General features: G+C 67.4%; 19 protein-coding genes and 1 pseudogene. 12 read left to right on the top strand and 8 right to left on the bottom strand.

Features of this window, described 5'->3' with window-relative positions; all coding sequences use genetic code 11:
- The 4 genes from WKH79_RS11830 to WKH79_RS11815 all read left to right on the top strand — a co-directional run bounded on the left by WKH79_RS11830 (nucleotide 1) and on the right by WKH79_RS11815 (nucleotide 3,483).
- A complete protein-coding gene (locus tag WKH79_RS11830) occupies nucleotides 1-396 on the top strand; it encodes a VOC family protein (protein WP_230832127.1) in 396 nt (131 codons plus the stop codon).
- 198 nt (nucleotides 397-594) lie between these two features.
- Nucleotides 595-1,281 (top strand): hypothetical protein, encoded by a 687-nt coding sequence (locus WKH79_RS11825; protein ID WP_063511011.1) that lies wholly within the window; start codon nucleotides 595-597, stop codon nucleotides 1,279-1,281.
- Between the two features lie 49 nt (nucleotides 1,282-1,330).
- Entirely contained in the window at nucleotides 1,331-2,071 is a 741-nt protein-coding gene (locus WKH79_RS11820; protein WP_341858987.1) for a response regulator, read from the top strand.
- Nucleotides 2,068-3,483, top strand: coding sequence for an ATP-binding protein (locus WKH79_RS11815; protein ID WP_341858986.1), 1,416 nt, complete (start codon nucleotides 2,068-2,070; stop codon nucleotides 3,481-3,483). Before WKH79_RS11820 ends, WKH79_RS11815 begins: the two co-directional genes overlap by 4 nt.
- On the opposite strand, the gene WKH79_RS11810 is transcribed toward WKH79_RS11815, so the two are convergent.
- The gene (locus tag WKH79_RS11810; protein WP_341858985.1) at nucleotides 3,480-5,054 is read right to left on the bottom strand and encodes a helicase HerA-like domain-containing protein; all 1,575 of its coding nucleotides are present in this window, start codon (nucleotides 5,052-5,054) and stop codon (nucleotides 3,480-3,482) included. The two genes, WKH79_RS11815 and WKH79_RS11810, sit on opposite strands and share 4 nt — an antisense overlap.
- Before the next feature lie 113 nt (nucleotides 5,055-5,167).
- On the opposite strand from WKH79_RS11810, the pseudogene pabB reads away from it, so the two are divergent.
- From pabB to WKH79_RS11785, 5 genes and pseudogenes are all read left to right on the top strand, one after another.
- Nucleotides 5,168-6,983 (top strand): annotated as a pseudogene (pabB, locus tag WKH79_RS11805) (aminodeoxychorismate synthase component I).
- Nucleotides 6,984-7,086: 103 nt separating this feature from the next.
- A complete protein-coding gene (locus WKH79_RS11800) occupies nucleotides 7,087-7,743 on the top strand; it encodes an RNA pseudouridine synthase (protein WP_050601643.1) in 657 nt (218 codons plus the stop codon).
- Nucleotides 7,736-8,140 carry an alternative ribosome rescue aminoacyl-tRNA hydrolase ArfB gene (arfB, locus tag WKH79_RS11795; protein WP_050601642.1) on the top strand — a complete coding sequence of 135 codons (405 nt, stop codon included), beginning with the start codon at nucleotides 7,736-7,738 and terminating at the stop codon, nucleotides 8,138-8,140. Before WKH79_RS11800 ends, arfB begins: the two co-directional genes overlap by 8 nt.
- 187 nt (nucleotides 8,141-8,327) lie before the next feature.
- Nucleotides 8,328-8,495, top strand: a complete 168-nt coding sequence (rpmG, locus tag WKH79_RS11790) for a 50S ribosomal protein L33 (protein WP_050601641.1) — start codon at nucleotides 8,328-8,330, stop codon at nucleotides 8,493-8,495.
- 74 nt (nucleotides 8,496-8,569) lie between these two features.
- A complete protein-coding gene (locus WKH79_RS11785) occupies nucleotides 8,570-9,232 on the top strand; it encodes an outer membrane lipoprotein carrier protein LolA (RefSeq protein ID WP_050601640.1) in 663 nt (220 codons plus the stop codon).
- 268 nt (nucleotides 9,233-9,500) lie between these two features.
- On the opposite strand, the gene WKH79_RS11780 is transcribed toward WKH79_RS11785, so the two are convergent.
- Complete coding sequence (locus WKH79_RS11780; protein ID WP_341858984.1) at nucleotides 9,501-10,952, bottom strand: alkaline phosphatase; 1,452 nt, start codon at nucleotides 10,950-10,952, stop codon at nucleotides 9,501-9,503.
- Nucleotides 10,953-11,044: 92 nt separating this feature from the next.
- Between WKH79_RS11780 and xth the strand changes: the two genes are divergently transcribed.
- The 3 genes from xth to WKH79_RS11765 are packed head-to-tail and all read left to right on the top strand — an operon-like array spanning nucleotide 11,045 to nucleotide 13,403.
- Nucleotides 11,045-11,836, top strand: a complete 792-nt coding sequence (xth, locus tag WKH79_RS11775) for an exodeoxyribonuclease III (RefSeq protein ID WP_341858983.1) — start codon at nucleotides 11,045-11,047, stop codon at nucleotides 11,834-11,836.
- Between the two features lie 35 nt (nucleotides 11,837-11,871).
- Complete coding sequence (gene ribA / locus WKH79_RS11770) at nucleotides 11,872-12,891, top strand: GTP cyclohydrolase II (protein ID WP_341858982.1); 1,020 nt, start codon at nucleotides 11,872-11,874, stop codon at nucleotides 12,889-12,891.
- Nucleotides 12,888-13,403: an N-acetyltransferase gene (locus tag WKH79_RS11765; RefSeq protein ID WP_156494032.1), complete on the top strand. Its 516-nt coding sequence runs from the start codon at nucleotides 12,888-12,890 to the stop codon at nucleotides 13,401-13,403. The genes ribA and WKH79_RS11765 overlap by 4 nt, the downstream gene beginning before the upstream one ends.
- Here WKH79_RS11765 and WKH79_RS11760 read toward each other — a convergent pair.
- From WKH79_RS11760 to recQ, 6 genes are all read right to left on the bottom strand, one after another.
- Nucleotides 13,381-14,367 carry a right-handed parallel beta-helix repeat-containing protein gene (locus WKH79_RS11760; protein WP_341858981.1) on the bottom strand — a complete coding sequence of 329 codons (987 nt, stop codon included), beginning with the start codon at nucleotides 14,365-14,367 and terminating at the stop codon, nucleotides 13,381-13,383. The genes WKH79_RS11765 and WKH79_RS11760 overlap by 23 nt on opposite strands.
- Nucleotides 14,368-14,428: 61 nt before the next feature.
- The gene (locus tag WKH79_RS11755) at nucleotides 14,429-14,692 is read right to left on the bottom strand and encodes a hypothetical protein (protein ID WP_341858980.1); all 264 of its coding nucleotides are present in this window, start codon (nucleotides 14,690-14,692) and stop codon (nucleotides 14,429-14,431) included.
- On the bottom strand, nucleotides 14,689-15,660 hold the full coding sequence (locus WKH79_RS11750; RefSeq protein ID WP_341858979.1) for an alpha/beta fold hydrolase: 972 nt from the start codon (nucleotides 15,658-15,660) through the stop codon (nucleotides 14,689-14,691). The genes WKH79_RS11755 and WKH79_RS11750 overlap by 4 nt, the downstream gene beginning before the upstream one ends.
- Nucleotide 15,661: 1 nt before the next feature.
- Complete coding sequence (locus WKH79_RS11745; protein WP_082847412.1) at nucleotides 15,662-15,856, bottom strand: hypothetical protein; 195 nt, start codon at nucleotides 15,854-15,856, stop codon at nucleotides 15,662-15,664.
- 22 nt (nucleotides 15,857-15,878) lie between these two features.
- Nucleotides 15,879-16,793, bottom strand: a complete 915-nt coding sequence (locus tag WKH79_RS11740; protein WP_063505314.1) for an SPFH domain-containing protein — start codon at nucleotides 16,791-16,793, stop codon at nucleotides 15,879-15,881.
- A 57-nt stretch (nucleotides 16,794-16,850) separates the two neighbouring features.
- A complete protein-coding gene (gene recQ, locus WKH79_RS11735) occupies nucleotides 16,851-18,620 on the bottom strand; it encodes a DNA helicase RecQ (RefSeq protein WP_341858978.1) in 1,770 nt (589 codons plus the stop codon).
- Nucleotides 18,621-18,674: the final 54 nt, after the last annotated feature.

Here is an 18,674-nt window from a genome sequence, read left to right as displayed (position 1 = left end):
ATGATCGGATATGTGACAGTGGGGACCAACGATCTCGAGCGGGCGGCTCGGTTCTACGATCCCATCGCGGCCGAACTGGGCGTGGGGCGGATGATGGATTTCGACAGCTTCATTGCCTGGGGGGCGATGGATGGCGCGCCGGGCATCGCGGCAACCAAGCCGTTCGACGGGAACGAGGCCAGTGTGGGCAACGGCACGATGGTGGCGCTTCAGGCGAAGGACCGCGACCAGGTCCGCCGGCTGTATGACATTGCGCTCGCCAATGGCGGCAGCGACGAGGGCGAACCGGGACCGCGCGGCGAGCCCGATGCCAATGGCATGGTGTTTTATGCGGCCTATTTCCGCGACCCGGATGGCAACAAGCTCAACGCCTTCCTGATGGACAAGGCGGCCTGACGGGGCGATCGCGCCGACGCGCTTGCTGCGCGATGAACGCGGCCGGCGGCGTGATACCTTCCGTTACAATTCAGGCCAGGTTCGGGATATTGCTGCGACATTGTCGGCCTAGAACAGGGACACGAGCTGCGGCGGGCATGACCTCCCTCCCCTCAGACCCCGGTCCGTCACAGCTCTTCAGTCCTTTGGAGATATCCTATGAACAAGACCATCCTTGCCCTTTCCGCCGCCGCACTGGCGCTGACCGGTACCACCGCGATCGCGCAGCACCGCGGGGCGCATAATCCCGATACCGATGGCAACGGCAGTGTCACGCTGACCGAAATGCAGGCCGCGAGCGCCGAACGTTTCGCCCGCATGGATGCCAATGGCGACGGCGTGATCAACGCTGCCGACCGCCAGGCGCGCGGTGCCCAGATGTTCGCCCGCGCCGATGCCAATGGTGACGGCGAGCTCACCGCAGCCGAAATGCAGGCCGCCCGCGAGGCGCGCAAGGCCGATCGTCCCGAGCGCGGCGAACGCAGCGAACGGCGGGCCAAGCGCGGCGGTGACCGGACCGAACGGATGGCCCAGCGTTTCGCGCAGGCCGATACCGACAATTCGGGCGGCCTCTCGCAAGCCGAACTCGCCGCAATGCACGAAGCGCGCGGCGAACGCGGCAAGCGGGGCAACCGCGGCGGGAAGCGCGGCGGCATGTTCCTGAGCGCCGATGCCAATGGCGACCAGGCGATCAGCCGCGCCGAATTCGATGCCGCGGTGCAGGCACGTTTCGCCAAGCTCGACAGCGATGGCAATGGCGCGATCTCGGCCGAGGAGCGCGAAGCCCACAAGGCGGAACGCCGGGCCGAACGGCAGGCCAAGCGCGGCGAGCGCCGCGGCCAGTAACGCTTGATCGCATGGACCGCTGGACGGTAGGCGCGCAAGTGCAAGACCTATGACCGAACCCGCGCCCACCTCCATCCTGCTCGTCGATGACGAGCCCAGCCTGCGCGAACCCCTGGCGGAGTATCTCTCCCGCCAGGGGTTCGTCGTGCGCGACGCGGACAGCGCCGCGCAGGCGCGCACGCTGATCGCGCAGGAATTGCCCGATCTCGCCCTGCTCGACATCATGATGCCGGGCGAGGACGGCTTGTCGCTGTGCCGCCACCTCGTCGAAAGCCGCGGCCTGCCCACGATCCTGCTGACCGCCAAGGGCGAAGCGATGGACCGGATCATCGGATTGGAAATCGGCGCCGACGATTATGTCACCAAGCCGTTCGAACCGCGCGAGCTGGTGGCGCGCATTCGTTCGGTGCTGCGCCGCGCCGAACGGCCGGCCGCTGCGGCGGCGGACGAGGAGCTGCTCTACCATTTCGAGGGCTGGCAGCTCGATCCGCTCAAGCACCGGCTGACCGATCCGACCGGCGCGCTCGTACCGCTGTCGACTGCCGAGTTCCGCATGCTCCGGGCGTTTTGCGATCATCCGCGCCAGGTGCTCGACCGCGACCGCCTGCTCGATATGGTGCAGGGGCGCGAAGCCCAATTGTTCGACCGCGCGGTCGACAACCAGATCAGCCGGCTGAGACGCAAGATCGAAACCGACAGCCGCAATCCCCATTTCATCCAGACCGTGCGCGGCGGCGGCTATCGCTTCGGCGCCGAAGTGACGCGCGTCGCGCGCGGCGAGACGGCATGACGCGATTGCTGCCGCGCAGCCTGCTGGGCCAGGTCATGCTGGCACTGGCCGCGGCGCTGCTGATCGCACAGGCGATTTCGGCAGTCATGCTGTACCGGGCCGCATCCGAACGGCGCGAGTTCGCACTGGCCAGTGCCGCCAGTTTCCAATTGCTGGCCGGCCAGCGGCGCGATCTGCGCGGCGAGCGGCGTGCCTCCGGCCCGCCCCGTCCAGTCACTCGCCGCATCCCCGGTGCCGAGCGCGGCCTGCGCCTTCCCCGCCGAATCCGCTTTACCGAGACGGCTGCCGTTCCGCTGCTTCCCGGCGAGAGCCGCAACCCCGCGCGCGAAGCCACCATAACCCAGCAGCTCGAACGGCAGGGGCTGGCCGTGGCCGAAGTGGTCGCGACCGAGCGCGCCGTATCGGCCGATCCGCTGATCGCGCAGTCCGCGGCCGATTCCCCCGAATGGCGCGAGCGGCTGCCCGCAAACCGCGAGACATTGCTGGTCGTGGGACTGAGGCAGGCGGGCAGCGACGACTGGCAGGTCGCGCGCCTTGCCGTGCCACCGCCCGATCGCGGACCCGTGCGCTCGCTGGTGCTGCAGACGGTGATCCTGTTCCTCGTGCTGGTCGGCCTGCTCTATTTCGTCCTGCGGCGGATCACCCGCCCGCTGGCCACGCTGGCCGAGCGCACGCGGCGTTTCGGCAGCGGCGCGGTCCCCGGCGAGCCGCTCAGCCCGAGCGGTCCCGACGATGTCCGCCGGTTGATCCACGCGCATAATGCGATGGAGGCGCGGATCGGTTCGATGCTCGACGAGAAGGACGTCATGCTCGGGGCGATCGGCCACGACCTCAAGACCCCTCTGGCGGCGCTGCGCGTGCGCATAGAAAGCGTCGAGGACGAAGCCGCACGGGCAAAGATGGCGGCCACGATCGAGGATATCACCCGCACGCTCGACGAGATCCTTTCGCTCGCGCGGATCGGGCGCAGCGACGCCCCGCCCGAGATGACCGAACTGGGCGCGCTGGCCGCTTCGGTGATCGAGGAATTCGAGGACATGGGCCAGCCGGTCACGCTTGCCAGCGGGAGCCGCATCGCCGCGGCGGTCCATCTCACCTGGCTCAAGCGCGGGCTGCGCAACCTGGTCACCAATGCGCTGCGCTATGCCGGCACGGCGCAAGTCAGCGTGCTGCGCGAGAACGGCATGGCGGTGCTGCGGGTGGAAGATGATGGCCCCGGCATTCCCGAAGAGCGCATCCACGACATGCTCGAACCGTTCACGCGCGGCGAGGCCAGCCGCAATCGCGAAACGGGCGGGTCGGGGCTGGGGCTGACGCTCGCGCGTGCGGTGGCCGAACAGCATGGCGGCACGCTGTCGCTCGCCAATCGCGCGCAGGGCGGCCTGCGCGCCGAGATCCGCCTGCCGCTCTAGCGCATCAGGCCGCCGACCAGATTGCGGACGAAACGGCCCGCGATGCTGCCGCCGAATTCAGTGGCGATCGTCCCCGCCGCAGAGGTTGCCGCAGTGCGCACCGGATTGGCACGGCTGGTCCGGCCCATCACCTTGGCCGCGATGATCGAGGCCGCGCTACTGGCGGCGGCCCCTGCCGCGGCCTTGCCTGCACGCTCCCATAGCGAAGTGGTCTTGCGGCTGCGCTTGCGCACTTCCTTCTCGCCCTTCTCGGCGACTTCCTCGGCAGTGGCGGCGGCGTCGGCGGCCTTGGCAGCAAGCACTTCCTCGGCGCTTTCACGATCGACCGCGACGTCGTATTTGCCATCGACCGCGCTCACCGAATTGACGATCGCGCGTTCCTTCTCGGTCACCGGGCCAAGCCGCGATTGCGGAGGCTTGATCAGCGTCCGCTGGACCACGGTGGGCGCGCCGTCCCCGTCGAGCGTCGAGACCAGCGCCTCGCCCACCTTGAGCTCGGTGATCGCCTGCTCGACATCGAGTTCGGGATTGATGCGGAAGGTCTCCGCTGCCGCCTTGATCGCCCGCTGGTCGCGCGGGGTGAAGGCGCGCAGCGCATGCTGGACGCGGTTGCCCAGCTGGCCGGCGATCTTCTCGGGAATGTCCACCGGGTTCTGCGTGACAAAATAGACCCCGACGCCTTTCGAGCGGATCAGGCGGACGACCTGTTCGACCTTGTCTTCGAGGGCTTCGGGCGCATCATCGAAGAGAAGGTGCGCTTCATCGAAGAAGAACACCAGCTTCGGCTTGTCCGGGTCGCCCACTTCGGGGAGGCTCTCGAACAGTTCGGCGAGCAGCCACAGCAGGAAGGTGGCATAGAGCTTGGGCGCGCGCATCAGCTTGCTCGCGGCGAGCACGTTGATGACGCCGCGACCCTGCGCATCGCATGCGAGGAAATCGTCGATTTCCAGCGCAGGCTCGCCGAAGAACCTGTCGGCGCCCTGGCTCTCGAAGCTGAGCAGCTGGCGCTGGATCGCGCCGACGCTCTGTTTGGCCACATTGCCGTATTTGCCCGACAGGTCTTTCGCATTGTCGTAGGCATAGGCCAGCATCGATTGCAGATCGCCCAGGTCGAGCAGCAGCAGCCCGTTGTCGTCGGCATAGCGGAAGACGATGTTGAGCACGCCTTCCTGCGTCTCGTTCAGGTCGAGCAGCCGTGCGAGCAGCATCGGGCCCATTTCCGAGATGGTGGTGCGGATCGGGAAGCCCTGTTCGCCATACAGGTCCCAGAACACCGCGGCGTTGTCGGCATAGGCGTAATCGTCCATGCCCAGTTCCTGTGCACGCGCCTCGAGCTTGTCGGCATGCTTGAATTGCGGCGATCCCGCCAGCGAGACCCCGGCGAGGTCACCCTTCACATCGGCGACGAACACCGGCACCCCATGCGCCGAAAAGCTTTCGGCAAGGCCCTGCAAAGTAACCGTTTTCCCGGTCCCGGTGGCGCCCGCGATCAACCCGTGCCGATTGGCCTGGTCGAGCCGCAGGTGCTGGCGCTGGCCATTCGCCCCCAGTCCCAGAAAAATCTCGCTCATGCACTCAATTCCCATTCCGCAGGCCCGCCGATGCCGGCCATCTGACGCAGCCTTGTGGGTGCGGTCAAGCAATCCCTCGACAGGCGCTGCGCTTGCGGTAAAGGCTGGCACCGATGGCGGAACGGCAGCCCTTTGTCCTGCTCGACGATGCGCGTGAAACGGGCGCAGCCGATGCCTTGCTGTTCGAAAACCCGCGCCGGGTCTTCGTTGCCCACCGTCCCGAACAAGTCGCCCGGGTGCTTGCCGATGCCGATGACGCGCGCCGCGAAGGCGGCGAGCTGGCGGGCTATATCGCCTATGAGGCCGGGCTCGCGCTCGAAGACCGGCTGGCCGACCGCGCGGCGGTGCGCAGCGGCGGTGCGGGTCCGCTGGTGTGGCTGGGCCTGTTCGGCGAACCGGTCCGGATCCCCGCTGACGAAATGCCGCACTGGCTGGCGGCGCGCGCACCGGGTGGCGGCAGCGTCGGCCCGCTGGAACCGCAGCTTTCGCCCGGCGGCTATACGCAGGCCTTCGCGCAGTTGCAGGAGGCGATTCGCGCGGGCGATATCTACCAGGCCAACCTGACTTTCCCGCTGGCGGGCGGCTTCTCGGGCGATCCGCTGGGCCTCTATGCCGCGCTCAGGCCTGCGGCGCAGGCCGGTTACGGCGGCGTGGTTTTCGACGGCGCGCACTGGCTGCTCAGCCTCAGCCCCGAACTGTTCGTGTCGCTTAAGGACGGCGAGGCCAAGGCCAAGCCGATGAAGGGCACGCGCCCCCGCGGCGGAGATAGCGCCGCGGACGACGCGCTGGCGGGCGAGCTGGCCGCATCGGTCAAGGACAAGGCCGAAAACCTGATGATCGTCGACCTGATGCGCAACGACCTGTCGCGCGTCGCGGAAGCGGGCAGCGTGCGCGTCGACAATCCGTTCGCGGTCGAAAGCTACCCGACAGTGCACCAGATGGTCAGCGTGGTGCGCGCGCGGCTCAAGCCGGAATGCGGCGCAGCCGACCTCGTGCGTGCGCTGTTCCCCTGCGGATCGATTACCGGCGCCCCCAAGATCCGCGCGATGGAATTGATCGACGCCGCCGAACGCGACCCGCGCGGGCCCTATTGCGGCGCGATCGGGCGGATCGGCGCGGGGGGCGATGCCGCCTTCAACGTCGCGATCCGGACGCTGCGGCTGACCGAGATAGAAAACGCCCGCGGCAAGGCCGTGCTGGGTGTCGGCGGGGCGATCGTCGCCGACAGCGAGCCGCGCACCGAATGGCGCGAAGCGCTGCTCAAGGGCGCTTTCGCGCGCACGTCCTCGCCCGCGCATCAGGCCGCGCAATTCGACCTGATCGAAACCATGCGCTTCGTCCCCGAAACCGGGATCGCCATGCTCGAGACCCATCTCGAACGGCTGAAGGCGAGCGCTGGAGAACTGGGCTTCTCCTTCGACCGGCACGATGCCCGCAACCAGCTGCACGCGCTGTGTTTCGTGCTGGAGAAGCCAAGCCGCGTGCGCCTGCTTGCTGCACGTTCGGGTGCGATCGCGCTCGAGGCGCAGGACATGCCCGCGCCCTGGGGCGAGCCGGCCCGCTGCATTATCCTGCCGCTGCCCGTCGATCCGGGCGACTGGCGGCTGCGCCATAAGTCGAGCGACCGCGGGTTCTACGACGAGGCGCGCCGCGTGGCGCAGCCGCATGACGCCGACGAGGCGCTGTTCGTGCGCGAGGACGGCCTGCTCACCGAAGGCAGCGTCACCAACATCTTCGTCCCCGGCCCCGACGGAGTGCTGCTGACCCCGCCCGCCCGGCTGGGCCTGCTGCCCGGTGTCTTCCGCCGGACGCTGATCGAGGAAGGCCGCGCGCGAGAGGCGGAATTGCAGAATCGAGGACCTCGCGGGCGGCTTCATGCTCGGCAATGCGCTGCGGCTGATGATGGATGCGCGGCTGGTCGGGGAATGACGCCCGCACGCCTGCCGCTTGTCGCGCGGCGGGTTTTTCTTCAAGGACGGCGCATCCCTCCCCCTACGGCCCTTCGACACGCTCGGGGCGAACGGAAAGCTCTATGTCCCATATCCCCATCCTGTTCGAAGACGGCGAAGCGCTCGTCATCAACAAGCCTTCCGGGCTGCCGATCGAACGCCCCCGCCGCGGCGGGGCCTCGCTCGAGGACCATTTCGAGGAATTGAAGCTGGGTTTCCAGCGCGCGCCCATGCCCGTGCACCGGATCGATACCGATACCAGCGGCTGCCTGCTGCTGGCGCGCAACGCCAAGGCGCTCAAGCGCTTTGCCAAGGCGTTCGAGGAACGCCTGGTCGAGAAGCGCTATCTCGGGGTGCTGTCGGGCGTGCCCGCCGATAGCGAAGGCACGATCGAACTGTCGCTGTCCAAGATCAGCAGCGCGGAAAAGGGCTGGCGGATGATCGCCGCGAAAAAGGGCAAGCCCTCGATCACCCATTGGCGGGTGCTGGCCGAGCACGGTGGACACACGCTGGTGGAATTCCGCCCCGAAACCGGGCGGACGCACCAGATCCGCGTGCATTGCCAGGCGGGGCTGAACCTGCCGCTGCTGGGCGACCCGGTCTATGGCAATGGCAAGGGCGCGCCGCGCACCATGCTGCATGCCGCGGCGCTGACCGTGCCGCGCACGGGCAAGCCGCCGATCGATGCCGCCGCCCCGCTGCCGCGCGATTTCGCCGCGCTCGGCTTTGCCGATGGGTAAGATTGCCGACCGGGCACTCGAAATCGCCGAAGAGAAGTTCATCGCTTCCTCCGGCCCCGGTGGGCAAAACGTCAACAAGGTCGCAACCTCGGTCCAACTGCGGGTGGACGTCTTCCAGATCGGCCTGCCGCCCGAGGCTTTCGAACGGCTGAAGGACATCGCGGGAAGCAAGCTGACCAAGAATGGCGAGATCGTCTTTACCGCCAACGAATACCGCACGCAGGAGCAGAACCGCGAGGCCGCGCGCGAACGGCTGGTGGCGCTGCTCCACGAAGCGCTGAACCCGCCGCGCAAGCGCAAGAAGAGCCGGGTCAACCGTGTGGGCAAGGTCAAGCGGCTGAAGGCGAAGAAGGTCCGCGGCGATGTCAAAGCCAAGCGCGGCAAGGTGGACTGGTAGGATAGCGCTGGCCCGCCAGCCCGCGCTGCGCCGCCGGAGGGTCGACCGGCAGCGCAATTTGCCGCCGCCGGATGCTTGACTTTCGCGCGTGAATCGCCCAATGGCCGCGCCGGAACGGCGGTGCTGTGCGCGCCGCCCTTGTTTTTTCGGGCCCGACCGGCCCCTTTCAGATCTTTAGGAACACGCCATGGCGAAGCCCGCAACCGTCAAGATCAAGCTCGTCTCGACTGCCGATACGGGCTTCTATTACGTGACCAAGAAGAACCCGCGCAACCACACGGAAAAGTTCACCTTCCGCAAGTACGATCCGGTTGCCCGCAAGCACGTCGAATTCAAGGAAGCGAAGATCAAGTAAGGCGCGCCTTGCTGAACCGCGGGAACGCAGTTGGTTCAGTGATGGTTCAACGCTCCGTGTCTATCAGCAGGAGCATGAGCACCTTGTCTTCGAAATCGAACAAAACGATCCGCGCCGCGCTGGCTCTTTCGCTGGCTGCGGCGCTTCCCGTATCGGCCGTGCTTACGCCTGCGCCCGCAGTGGCGGCTGAAGGCGATCTCGATCGCGCGGTGACCGCGCTGCGCGGGATTTCCACCATGAAGGCCGATTTCGTCCAGACCGACCGCAGCGGCCAGACGGTCCGCGGCGTGATGACGCTCAAGCGTCCCGGCAAGATCCGCTTCGAATACGAAAAGGGCGTCCCCATGCTCGTCGTGTCGAACGGCAAGTCGATGTACATGGTCGATTACGAGGTCAATCAGGTGCAGCGCTGGCCGATCAGCAATTCGCCGCTGGGGGCGTTGCTCGACCCCAGCCGCGACGTGAAACGGTATGGCAAGCTGGTCCCGACCAGCCATCCCGATGTGGTCAGCGTCGAGGTGCGCGACACCAAGCGGCCCGAATTCGGCGTGATCACGCTGATTTTCGCACGGGACCGCGCCGCGCCCGGCGGGCTGCGGCTGACGCATTGGGTCTCGCTCGATTCGCAGAACCACCGGACCACGGTGCAGCTCGCTAACCAGCGCTATGGCGTCGCGGTGGCGGACAGTGCGTTCACCTTCCGCGATCCGCGCCGTTCATCCCGTCGCCCGGGATAAACGGCCTCGCGGCGAACGGTGCGCGGTGTGCGATATCCCGCAACGGCGCGTTCATAGAACAGCAATCGGCCCCGGCCTAATTTAACCATCACGAGACGACACGAAGCGGGTTTCCCCCTGTTGACCCCTTCGATCAGGTTCATCTCGTACCAAGCGTGACGAACGCTCACAGGAAACCCCCGCACCAATGCCCCCGGTGCGGGGGTTTTTTGTGTCTGGGCGCCGTGCTGGTGGCGGCCCGGACGCAAGGTCCGCGCCGCGCCGCCGATCAGTCCGCCGGCCAGCCGTATGCCTTGCGGATCACGTCGTAGATCAGGTTCTGCTCCATCACGCCGCGCACGCTGCCCGCGCCCGGGCCATTGGCGTAGAGCGCGACATCCTCGCCCGCATGCGTTTCCGACCCCAGGGGGACCAGCGCCTGCTGATGCGCCATCACCCCGGTTTCGGGGGTCGGTCGGCCGGCGCCCGCATCGTGCTTCACAGCCCCCGGACCATTGGCATAGCCAAGCGTGGTGTAGGGCTGGCCATCGGCGGCCAGCATCGGATCGGCGTCGTCCCCGCCCCCGCCGGCGGGCGGGACGACGAGGCCGAGGATATCGTTGCCGCGCCGCGGATAGCCCGCGATGGTGAACACATGGCTGTGATCGGCCGTGACCATGATCAGCGTTTCGGCCGGGTCGGTGTTGTCGATCGCCCACTGGATTGCGCGCGCGAACTCGACCGCTTCCTCCAGCGCGTAGCCCGCCTGCCCCGCGTGGTGGCCGTGATCGATCCGCCCGCTTTCGACCATCAAATAGAAGCCGTCCGGGTCGCCTGCCAGCCGGGTAACGGCCGCGGCAGTCATGTCGGTCAGCGTGGGTTCGCTGCTCTCGGCGTCGCGATCGACCATGTAGGTCATGTGGCTGGGCGAAAAGAGCCCGAGCAGCGGCGCATCGGCGGGAGCTGCGGCCAGATCGGCGGCGGTGGTGACGAAATGGCCCCCGGTGGCGGCCTGCCAGTCGCCGGGCAGGTCGGCGCCGTCATCGAGCCGCAGTCCGCCGTTCTGCTTGCCATAAAATGCCACGCTGCCGCCGCCCAGCGCGACATCGAACGGCGCGGCGACCAATTGCTGCGCGATGTCGCTGCAGCCCCGTCCGCGCTGGTCTTCGGGAATGGCGGTATCGCCTTCCCAGTCGCGCGACACGCTGCGCGCATAGACCGAGGCGGGGGTCGCATGCGTGAGCCGCGCGGTGCTGACGATGCCCAGCGCCAGTCCGCGCTGCTTCACCTCTTCGCCCAGCAGGCCCAGTTCGTGCCCGCTGCCCGAAGCGCAGTCGCCCGTGGTCACGCCCGGCCCGTAGCCGAGCACGCCGATCCGGGTTTTCACGCCCGTATGCATGGCGCTGGCCGTGCCCGCGCTGTCGGCGACCTGCGCGTCGGTGTTGTAGGTCTTGACCAGCGCGACATTGTCGAAGGTCTCGAACGGCAGGACGTATTCCTCGCCGCTTTGCCCCTGTTTCTGACCCGCATAGATGCGCGCGGCGGTGACGGTGGAAATGCCCATGCCGTCGCCGATGAACAGGATGACGTTCTTCGCCTTGCCCGCGGCCTGCGTTTCGCTGGCAGCCGGGGCGGCGGCGCGCGCCTTGTCGGGATAGTTGTAATTGTTGGTGGTGGTGCAGCCACCCAGCAACAGCGCGGCGGATGCCGCCAGCGCGGCGAGGGAAGGGGTCCGGATCATGTAGCTCTCCTGGCAATCGCCCCCCGCGCTATCGGCTCGATGCGAAAAGGGAAAGGTGGAGTTTTCCCGGCGCGCGTCCTAAGTCGCTGGCCATGGTTTCTATCGCTACCTGGAACATCAATTCCGTCCGCCTGCGCATGCCCATCGTCGAGCGCTTCATCGAAGAGCAGGCGCCCGATGTGCTGTGCCTGCAGGAGATCAAGTGCCAGGAGCACCAGTTCCCCTACGAGGCGTTCCGCGCGCTGGGATACGAGCATTTCGCCGTGCATGGGCAGAAGGGCTATCACGGCGTCGCGACGGTGGCGAAAACGCCGCTCAGGGAATTCAGCCGCCACGACTGGCAGGACAATGGCGAGGCGCGCCATGTCGGGGTCGAGCTGACCGAGCATGACGGGATGATCGTCGAGAATGTCTATGTCCCGGCGGGCGGCGACGAGCCCGACCGCGAGAAAAACGCCAAGTTCGGCCAGAAACTCGATTTCCTTGAGCGGATGACCCGCTGGGCCGATGCGGTCGACCGCCCGACGCTGATCGTCGGCGATTTCAACATCGCCCCGCTCGAAAGCGACGTGTGGAACCACAAGCAATTGCTCAAGGTGGTCAGCCACACGCCGATCGAGGTCGAGAGCCTGCAGCGCTTCATGGACGCGCACGGCTGGAGCGATATCGGGCGCGAACACGTCAAGGCGCCCGAACGCTATTACAGCTGGTGGAGCTACCGGTCGAAGGACTGGAAGGTGAACGACCGCGGCCGCCGGCTCGACCACATGTGGGCCAGCCCCGAACTCGCGCAGCAGGCCACCGGCCATTCGATCCACGAATATGCGCGCGACTGGGAGAAACCGTCGGACCATGTGCCGCTGGTGACGGAGTTCACGCTCTGAGCACGGCCTCCCCTTCACGGCGTGCGGCGCAGGCGGTGGACGCGCTGCGCCACGGCTGGCCGCTCGCCATCGAAGGGGCCCCGCTGCTGCAACCGGTCGAAACCGCTTTCGGCGAGCTGGCGGGATCGGCCATGCTGATCTCCGCCACGCGCGCGGCGACGCTCAAGCTGGCCAACCAGATCGAAGCCGCCGCGCCGCGCCAGCCGGTGCTGATGCGCGGCGCCGACCCGTTCGACCTGCCGGCCGCGCTGGCGGTCGCCGATCCGGCGCTCGACATGGCCAACCCGCTCAAGGGGCCGTTCAAGGCCATGGCGCTCGAATGGGAGGAGCAGGCGCGCGCCGCGCTCGACCTCGCCCGCCTCGCCGGCGTGCTGCCCGCCTTTCTGGTCGATCCCGAGAATGCCGGCGAAGCGGTTGCGCTGAATGCTGCCGATGTGGGCGCCTTTACCGATGCCGCGCGGCTGCAGATCGCCTCGCGCGCGCGGCTGCCCGTGGCCGCCGCCGACGATGCGCGGATCGTCGCCTTCCGCAGCCCCGACGACACGCGCGAGCATGTCGCGCTGATCATCGGCGAGCAATCGGCCGACCGCATTCCGCTGGTCCGGCTCCACTCCGAATGCCTCACGGGCGATATCCTCGGCAGCCTCAAATGCGACTGCGGCCCGCAGCTCGCCGCCGCGCTGCAGGCGATGGCGCAGGAAGCGGACAAGGGCGGCTGGGGCATATTGCTATACATGCGGCAGGAAGGCCGCGGGATCGGCATCATCAACAAGCTGCGCGCCTACCGCCTGCAGGATCAGGGCTTCGACACGGTCGACGCGAACACAAGGCTGGGCCTGCCCGACGAAGCGCGCGATTTTCCCACAGCAGCGCGGATGCTGAAGCTGCTCAATGTCGGGGAGATCCGGCTGATGACGAACAATCCGGCCAAGGTCGCGGCGCTCGCCGCGGTGGGCGTATCGATTGCCGAACGCGTGCCGCATGCGCTGCCCGACAACCCGCACAACGCCCATTACCTTGCGACCAAGCGCGACCGGTCGGGACATTTGCTGTGACCGCGATCGCGATCCGGCCCGAACGCGGCGGCGATGCACCGGCGATCTTCGCGCTGACCGAGGCAGCGTTTCGGGACATGCCCCATGCCGACGGCGACGAGCAGCAGCTGGTGGGCCAGCTGCGCGCAGAAGGCGATCTGGCGCTGTCGCTGGTGGCCGAGGATGCGACGCGGATCGTCGGCCATGCCGCGTTTTCGCCGGTCACCATCTCCGATGGCAGCAAGGGGTGGTTCGGGCTCGGCCCGGTCAGCGTCTCGCCCGAATTGCAGCGGCAGGGCATCGGTTCGGCGTTGATCAAGCGCGGCATTGCCGATCTGCGGGAAAGCGGTGGGCGCGGGATCGTGCTGGTCGGCGACCCGGCCTATTACGCGCGCTTCGGTTTCGAATGCGATCCCGCGCTGCGCTACGACGGGGCGGAGCCCCGCTATTTCCAGCGATTGGTGCTTGAAGGCGACGCACCGCGCGGCGCGGTGACCTTCGCCCCGGCGTTCAGCGGCGCTCGAAGCGCCTGACGTTGCTGCCGAGCCTGTTGTTCTCGATCACCAGCGCGTCATTGGTCCAGTCGGCAATAAAGAACGGACTGCGCGACAGCCCCGGGACCATCCGCGCATCGTTGTCGGCAATGACCAGCCCGTCGGACGTGTAACGCGCCCCTTCGGCGCCGATGGCGATCATCGTCGACCAGTTTTCCTTGTCGCGCCCCTGGACGAACCAGTTTCCGCGGATCGCACCGGTCCCGCCATTGGGCAGGTCGATCAGGTAATTGGTTCCGTGGCCGTTGGCATCGTCGAAACTGTTGCCCTCGATCACGTTGCGCGCCGCGCGCGACTTGAGGTAATGGCCGCCGGAGCCCTGTTCGAACCGGCTGCGTGTCACCGTGACACGGCCGTAATCGCCGGCATAGATCGAATGGGCGCAGCCGCCCGAATTTTCGCAGGTTCCCAGCCGGGTGAAGGTCGATTTGTCGACCACCAGCTCGCTGTCGACGCCATTGGTGGTCAGAATGCCCTGCTGGCTGTCACGGAACCAGCTTTGCGAAACGCGCAGCGGCCCCTCTTCAAGACGGATACCCGCGCCATTGCCATCGGCAACCGCGATATCGGCAAACACCAGGCCTTCGACGCTGGCCCCGCGTCCGCGCAGCACCAGCGATGCCTTGCCTTCGCACGCCTTGCCGCCCAGCAGCGCCTTGCCCGGCTGTTCGGCACGGAAATGGACCACGCCGTCACGTTGCACGGCGCATTCGTTCCAATTGCCTGCGGCAATCACCACCGTGCCTTCGCTATCGCCGATCGCATCGACTGCAGCCTGCAGCGACACGTAGCCGCGGCCGGTTTCGGCCACGGTGAAACTGGCGCGGCCCTCCCCCTGCGCCAGCAGCGCGGCCAGCGGGATCACGCCCACCGCCGCCGCGGCGATCGCGGCGAGTAGCCAGCGCGGCAGGCGCGAGGCAGGAGGGACGAAAGGCGAAGCCATGCGGAGCGTCTAGCCCATAATGGTTAATGGGCGAATAACTCCGTCCATCGCGCTGTTCCTGTCAATCGCGTTCGCCGTGGCGCCAGCGCCAGCCGCCGCGTGTCTTGCGCTTTGCGACGAGTAGGAAAAGCACTGTCGCGGCGATCCAGACGGCTGCGGCGATGCCGGTGCCGAGGATGGGATCCCATTCGAGGAGGGGGGTGGGGGCGAGCATCACCGCGATGTAACCGGCCAGCAACGCCCAGCCCTGCCAAGCGATCGGCAGCCCTGCACCATAGCCGTAGCGCTTGGGTGCGAACCATGCCCCGTCATCACGCTCGCTCATTCGCTTGCTCCCCTATCGCGCGTCACGAAATCCGCCACGCCCGCGACCAATGCGCGCGATACCGGGAGCGAGGGGTCGCCATAGCTTGCGCGGTTCGCTGCGGGCGCGCCGTCCGGAATGTCCTTGAGCACATGGTTCATCGCCGGAATTTCGAGATACTTGGCCTGTGGGGCCGCCGCACGAAGCATTTGGGCATCGGTTGCGGTGACTTGCAGATCGGTCCCGCCATGGACGATCAGCATGGGCAGGTCGGTCTGCTTTGCCAGCGCTGCGGGATCCTGCGCCATCAAATCGATGAGATAGCCCTGCACTGCGGGCGCGAAGAGGCTCTGGAGTGCAGGATGCAGCGGCGTGGCATCGACGCGTTCGCCGGTTTCCAGAGTCGCGATGGCCGCCTCGGCTTCGTCCAACAAGGGCGCATTGGCGGGATTGGCGCGCAATTGCTCGCGCAGCACGGTGGCCAGCGGGCGGCCCGGCACAGCGACGAGGATGATCCCGCACAGATCGGGCACCTCCTGCGCCGCGGCGAGCGCAACGATCCCGCCCTCGCTATGCCCCAGCAGCCAGAGGCACTCGGCCCCGGTCGCAGTGCGCGCCGCGCCAACCCAGCTTGCAGTGTCGGTGACATAATCGGCAATCGTGACCGCATTGGCGTCCGCTACCGCCGCCTTGCTGGCGAACATACCGCGCTTGTCGATCCGCAATGTGCCGATGCCGCGCTCGGCCAGCGCGTCGGCGAGCAGGCGATAAGGTGCCGCAGTCACTCCCAGCGGACTGTTTCCATCGCGGTCAGTCGGGCCCGAACCCGGGATGATCAGGACCAGCGGCTGCCCTTCGGCGGGCGCAACCAGCGTTCCTGCAAGATCGCCTTGCGGCCCGGGGGCAACCAGCGTTTCCTGGGCCACCACGGACGCGGTGCCCACCGATGCCAGCAGGGCCCCGGCGCTCAGCCAGTGAATCACTGTCATCTCACTCCTCCTCCTTCTTTGGTCGGCCGCGCTTGGGCGGCTTCGAAACCGGCACCTCGATCCCGCGCTTTGCCAGCGCTTCGCGCAGCAGCATTTCGATCTGCGCATTGGCGCTGCGCAATTCGCTTGCCGCGAGCCGCTCGATCGCGGCATGGACCGCCGGGTCGAGGCGCAGGGCGAAGGCCTTCTTCGTCATCGGATCCTGGGGCCGCGCATGGCTACTGGTAGAGCGAGCCCGCATTGATGACGGGATGCACGTCCTTCTCGCCGCACAGCACGACCATCAGATTGCTGACCATGGCCGCGCGGCGTTCGTCGTCCAGTTCGACGATGTCGTCCTGCGCCAGCTTGGTCAGCGCATCCTCCACCATGCCGACCGCGCCGAGCACGATCTTGGCCCGTGCCGCGATGATCGCATCGGCCTGCTGCCGCTTGAGCATGGCGCTGGCGATCTCGCTGGCATAGGCGAGGTGAGTGAGGCCCGCCTCGTCGACGAGGATCCCGGCAGCTTTCAGCCGGTCGTTGAGTTCCTCGAGCAGTTCGCGGTTGATGACGTCGGCGCTGCCGCGCAGCGTCACTTCCTCGTTCTCGAAATCGTCATAGGGATGGCGCGACCCGACAGTGCGCAGCCCCGCCTCGATCTGGATGTTCACGAATTCCTTGTAATCGTCGACGTCGAAACTGGCCTGCGCAGTATCCGCCACCCGCCACACGACGTTGCAGGCAATTTCGATCGGATTGCCGCGCAGATCGTTGATCTTCACCCGCTCCGAATGGATGTTGTGCGCGCGGACCGAGAGCTTGGTCCGGACCATCCACGGCCACACCCAGCGCAGGCCCTCGCGCCGCTCGGTGCCGCGATAGGCGCCGAACAGCGTGATCACCGCGGCCTGGTTGGGCTGGATCATGAAAAAACCCGCCGCCAGGAAGGCGAGCACCAGTATCGGCAGGATCAGCAGGCCGACGAAGGTCAGCTTGGCGGCCCTGTCGGCGTCATGCAGCGGCATGTTGCCCGCGATGTTCCATGCCGCCAGCACCAGCAGCAGCGCGATCAGCGCCAGCACCGGATAACCGCTGAAGCTGGAGCCAGGATGCTCGCTGCTGGTTTTCATTCCCCTTAGTTCGACAGCCATGACGAATCATCCCTCCAATAATTATGATATCACTTTTATATCACAGGGTGACGGGGTTCAATGGTCTCCGATCACACGGAGGAAGCGCTCGCCATAGGCTTCGAGCTTTTTCGCTCCGATACCGGGGAGCCGGCCCAGTTCGCCGAGCGTGCCGGGGCGCGCGCCGGCCATCTCGCGCAGCGTCGAATCGTGGAAGACGACATAGGGCGGCACCTGCGCTTCCTCGGCCAGTTCCTTGCGCAGCGCGCGCAGCGCCTCGAACAATGGATCGCCCACCGGGTTGGGGGTCGCATCGCCGCGGCGGCGCCGCTGGCGCTTGGGCGGCACAACGATCTCGACCGCGCGCCCGCCGGTCAGGATCGCGCGCGCCGAGCCGCCCAGCGCGAGCCCGCCATGCTCGGTCGCGACCAGGTCGCCGCGCGCCTGCAACGCCCGCGCGACCGGCTGCAGCAGGCGCGCGTCCTCGCCCTCGACGATCCCGAAGACACTCAACCGGTCGTGCCCGCGCTGGCGCACGCGCTCGTCCTCGCTCCCGGTCAGGACCTTCTGCAGGTGGCCCATGCCGAAGCTTTGCCCCGTGCGGTAAACCGCCGAGAGCAGCTTGCGCGCCAGCTCGGTGACATCGGTCACGCTCGGCTGTTCGAGGCAATTGTCGCAATTACCGCAGGTCTCGGGCGGGTTCTCCCCGAAATGGCGCAGCAGCACCGCGCGGCGGCAGGCGGCGGTCTCGACCAGCCCGGCAAGCGCGTCGAGCCGCGCACGCTCCGCACCGCGCCGCGTCTCGTCGATTTCGGCCAGCCGCTGCCGCGCGGTGGCGAAATCACCCGCGCCCCAGAACATCACCGCTTGGGCCGGATCGCCGTCGCGCCCCGCCCGGCCGGTTTCCTGGTAATAGCCCTCGATCGACTTGGGCACGCCGACATGCGCGACGAAGCGCACGTCGGGCTTGTCGATCCCCATGCCGAAGGCGACCGTGGCGACGATGACCATGTCCTCGCTGGTCACGAATGCCGCCTGGTTGGCAGCGCGCGTCCCCGCATCGAGCCCCGCGTGATAGGGCAGCACCGCGCGCCCGGTGGCAGCGGCCAGCTTGTCCGCCAGATCCTCCACCTTGCGCCGCGTCGGGGCGTAGACGATCCCCGGACCGGGTGCGGCGGCCATCAGATCGGTCAGCTGGCGCACCGGGTTGTCGCGGTGGCGAATGGCATAGCGGATATTGGGCCGGTCGAAGCCTGCGAGCACCAGCCCGTCGTCGGGGATGCCCAGCTGCGCCATCACGTCGCTGCGGGTCTGCTTGTCGGCGGTGGCGGTCAGAGCCAGCCGCGGGACCTGCGGGAAGGCATCGAGCATGCTGCGCAGCATGCGGTAGTCGGGGCGGAAGTCGTGCCCCCATTCGGACACGCAATGCGCCTCGTCGATCGCGAAGAGACATAGCGGTGCGGCACCCAGCAGGTCGCGGAAACCCGGCTGGCTGGCGCGTTCGGGCGCGACATAGAGCAGGTCCAGTTCGCCCGCGCGGAAGGCATCCTGCGTTTCGCGCCAGTCGGCATCGGCGCTAGTCAGCGTGGCCGCCCGGATGCCGTTGGCGCGCGCGCTGCGCAGCTGGTCGTGCATCAGCGCGATCAGCGGGCTGATGACCACGCAGGTCCCCGGCAACATGACTGCGGGCAGCTGGTAGGTCAGCGACTTGCCCGCCCCCGTCGGCATGACCGCCAGCGTCGACTGCCCGTCCAGCACGCGCGCAACGACCTCTTCCTGCCGCCCGCGGAAACCGTCGAAGCCGAAGACATCCTTGAGGGAATGATATGCGCTGGCGATCCCGGTCATGTGCGCCTGATGGCAGATGGTTTGGCGCGCGCAACCGGCGCACCGCGATTTTCC

This window comes from Qipengyuania sp. GPGPB31 (assembly GCF_038396345.1).
GTDB lineage: Bacteria > Pseudomonadota > Alphaproteobacteria > Sphingomonadales > Sphingomonadaceae > Qipengyuania > Qipengyuania citrea.
Note: the sequence above shows the minus strand (reverse complement) of the source record. Positions and strands in the feature narration are given on the sequence as shown.

Excerpts from the sequence above, each read along its gene's own strand:
- WKH79_RS11760 (WP_341858981.1), bottom strand. The coding sequence starts at position 14,367 with ATGGCTTCGCCTTTCGTCCCTCCTGCCTCGCGCCTGCCGCGCTGGCTA.
- WKH79_RS11780 (WP_341858984.1), bottom strand. The coding sequence starts at position 10,952 with ATGATCCGGACCCCTTCCCTCGCCGCGCTGGCGGCATCCGCCGCGCTG.
- WKH79_RS11815 (WP_341858986.1), top strand. The coding sequence starts at position 2,068 with ATGACGCGATTGCTGCCGCGCAGCCTGCTGGGCCAGGTCATGCTGGCA.
- WKH79_RS11740 (WP_063505314.1), bottom strand. The coding sequence starts at position 16,793 with ATGGCTGTCGAACTAAGGGGAATGAAAACCAGCAGCGAGCATCCTGGC.
- rpmG (WP_050601641.1), top strand. The coding sequence starts at position 8,328 with ATGGCGAAGCCCGCAACCGTCAAGATCAAGCTCGTCTCGACTGCCGAT.
- WKH79_RS11810 (WP_341858985.1), bottom strand. The coding sequence starts at position 5,054 with ATGAGCGAGATTTTTCTGGGACTGGGGGCGAATGGCCAGCGCCAGCAC.
- WKH79_RS11825 (WP_063511011.1), top strand. The coding sequence starts at position 595 with ATGAACAAGACCATCCTTGCCCTTTCCGCCGCCGCACTGGCGCTGACC.
- WKH79_RS11785 (WP_050601640.1), top strand. The coding sequence starts at position 8,570 with ATGAGCACCTTGTCTTCGAAATCGAACAAAACGATCCGCGCCGCGCTG.
- recQ (WP_341858978.1), bottom strand. The coding sequence starts at position 18,620 with ATGACCGGGATCGCCAGCGCATATCATTCCCTCAAGGATGTCTTCGGC.
- xth (WP_341858983.1), top strand. The coding sequence starts at position 11,045 with ATGGTTTCTATCGCTACCTGGAACATCAATTCCGTCCGCCTGCGCATG.
- WKH79_RS11745 (WP_082847412.1), bottom strand. The coding sequence starts at position 15,856 with ATGACGAAGAAGGCCTTCGCCCTGCGCCTCGACCCGGCGGTCCATGCC.
- WKH79_RS11820 (WP_341858987.1), top strand. The coding sequence starts at position 1,331 with ATGACCGAACCCGCGCCCACCTCCATCCTGCTCGTCGATGACGAGCCC.
- WKH79_RS11755 (WP_341858980.1), bottom strand. The coding sequence starts at position 14,692 with ATGAGCGAGCGTGATGACGGGGCATGGTTCGCACCCAAGCGCTACGGC.
- WKH79_RS11800 (WP_050601643.1), top strand. The coding sequence starts at position 7,087 with ATGTCCCATATCCCCATCCTGTTCGAAGACGGCGAAGCGCTCGTCATC.
- WKH79_RS11830 (WP_230832127.1), top strand. The coding sequence starts at position 1 with ATGATCGGATATGTGACAGTGGGGACCAACGATCTCGAGCGGGCGGCT.
- WKH79_RS11750 (WP_341858979.1), bottom strand. The coding sequence starts at position 15,660 with ATGACAGTGATTCACTGGCTGAGCGCCGGGGCCCTGCTGGCATCGGTG.
- arfB (WP_050601642.1), top strand. The coding sequence starts at position 7,736 with ATGGGTAAGATTGCCGACCGGGCACTCGAAATCGCCGAAGAGAAGTTC.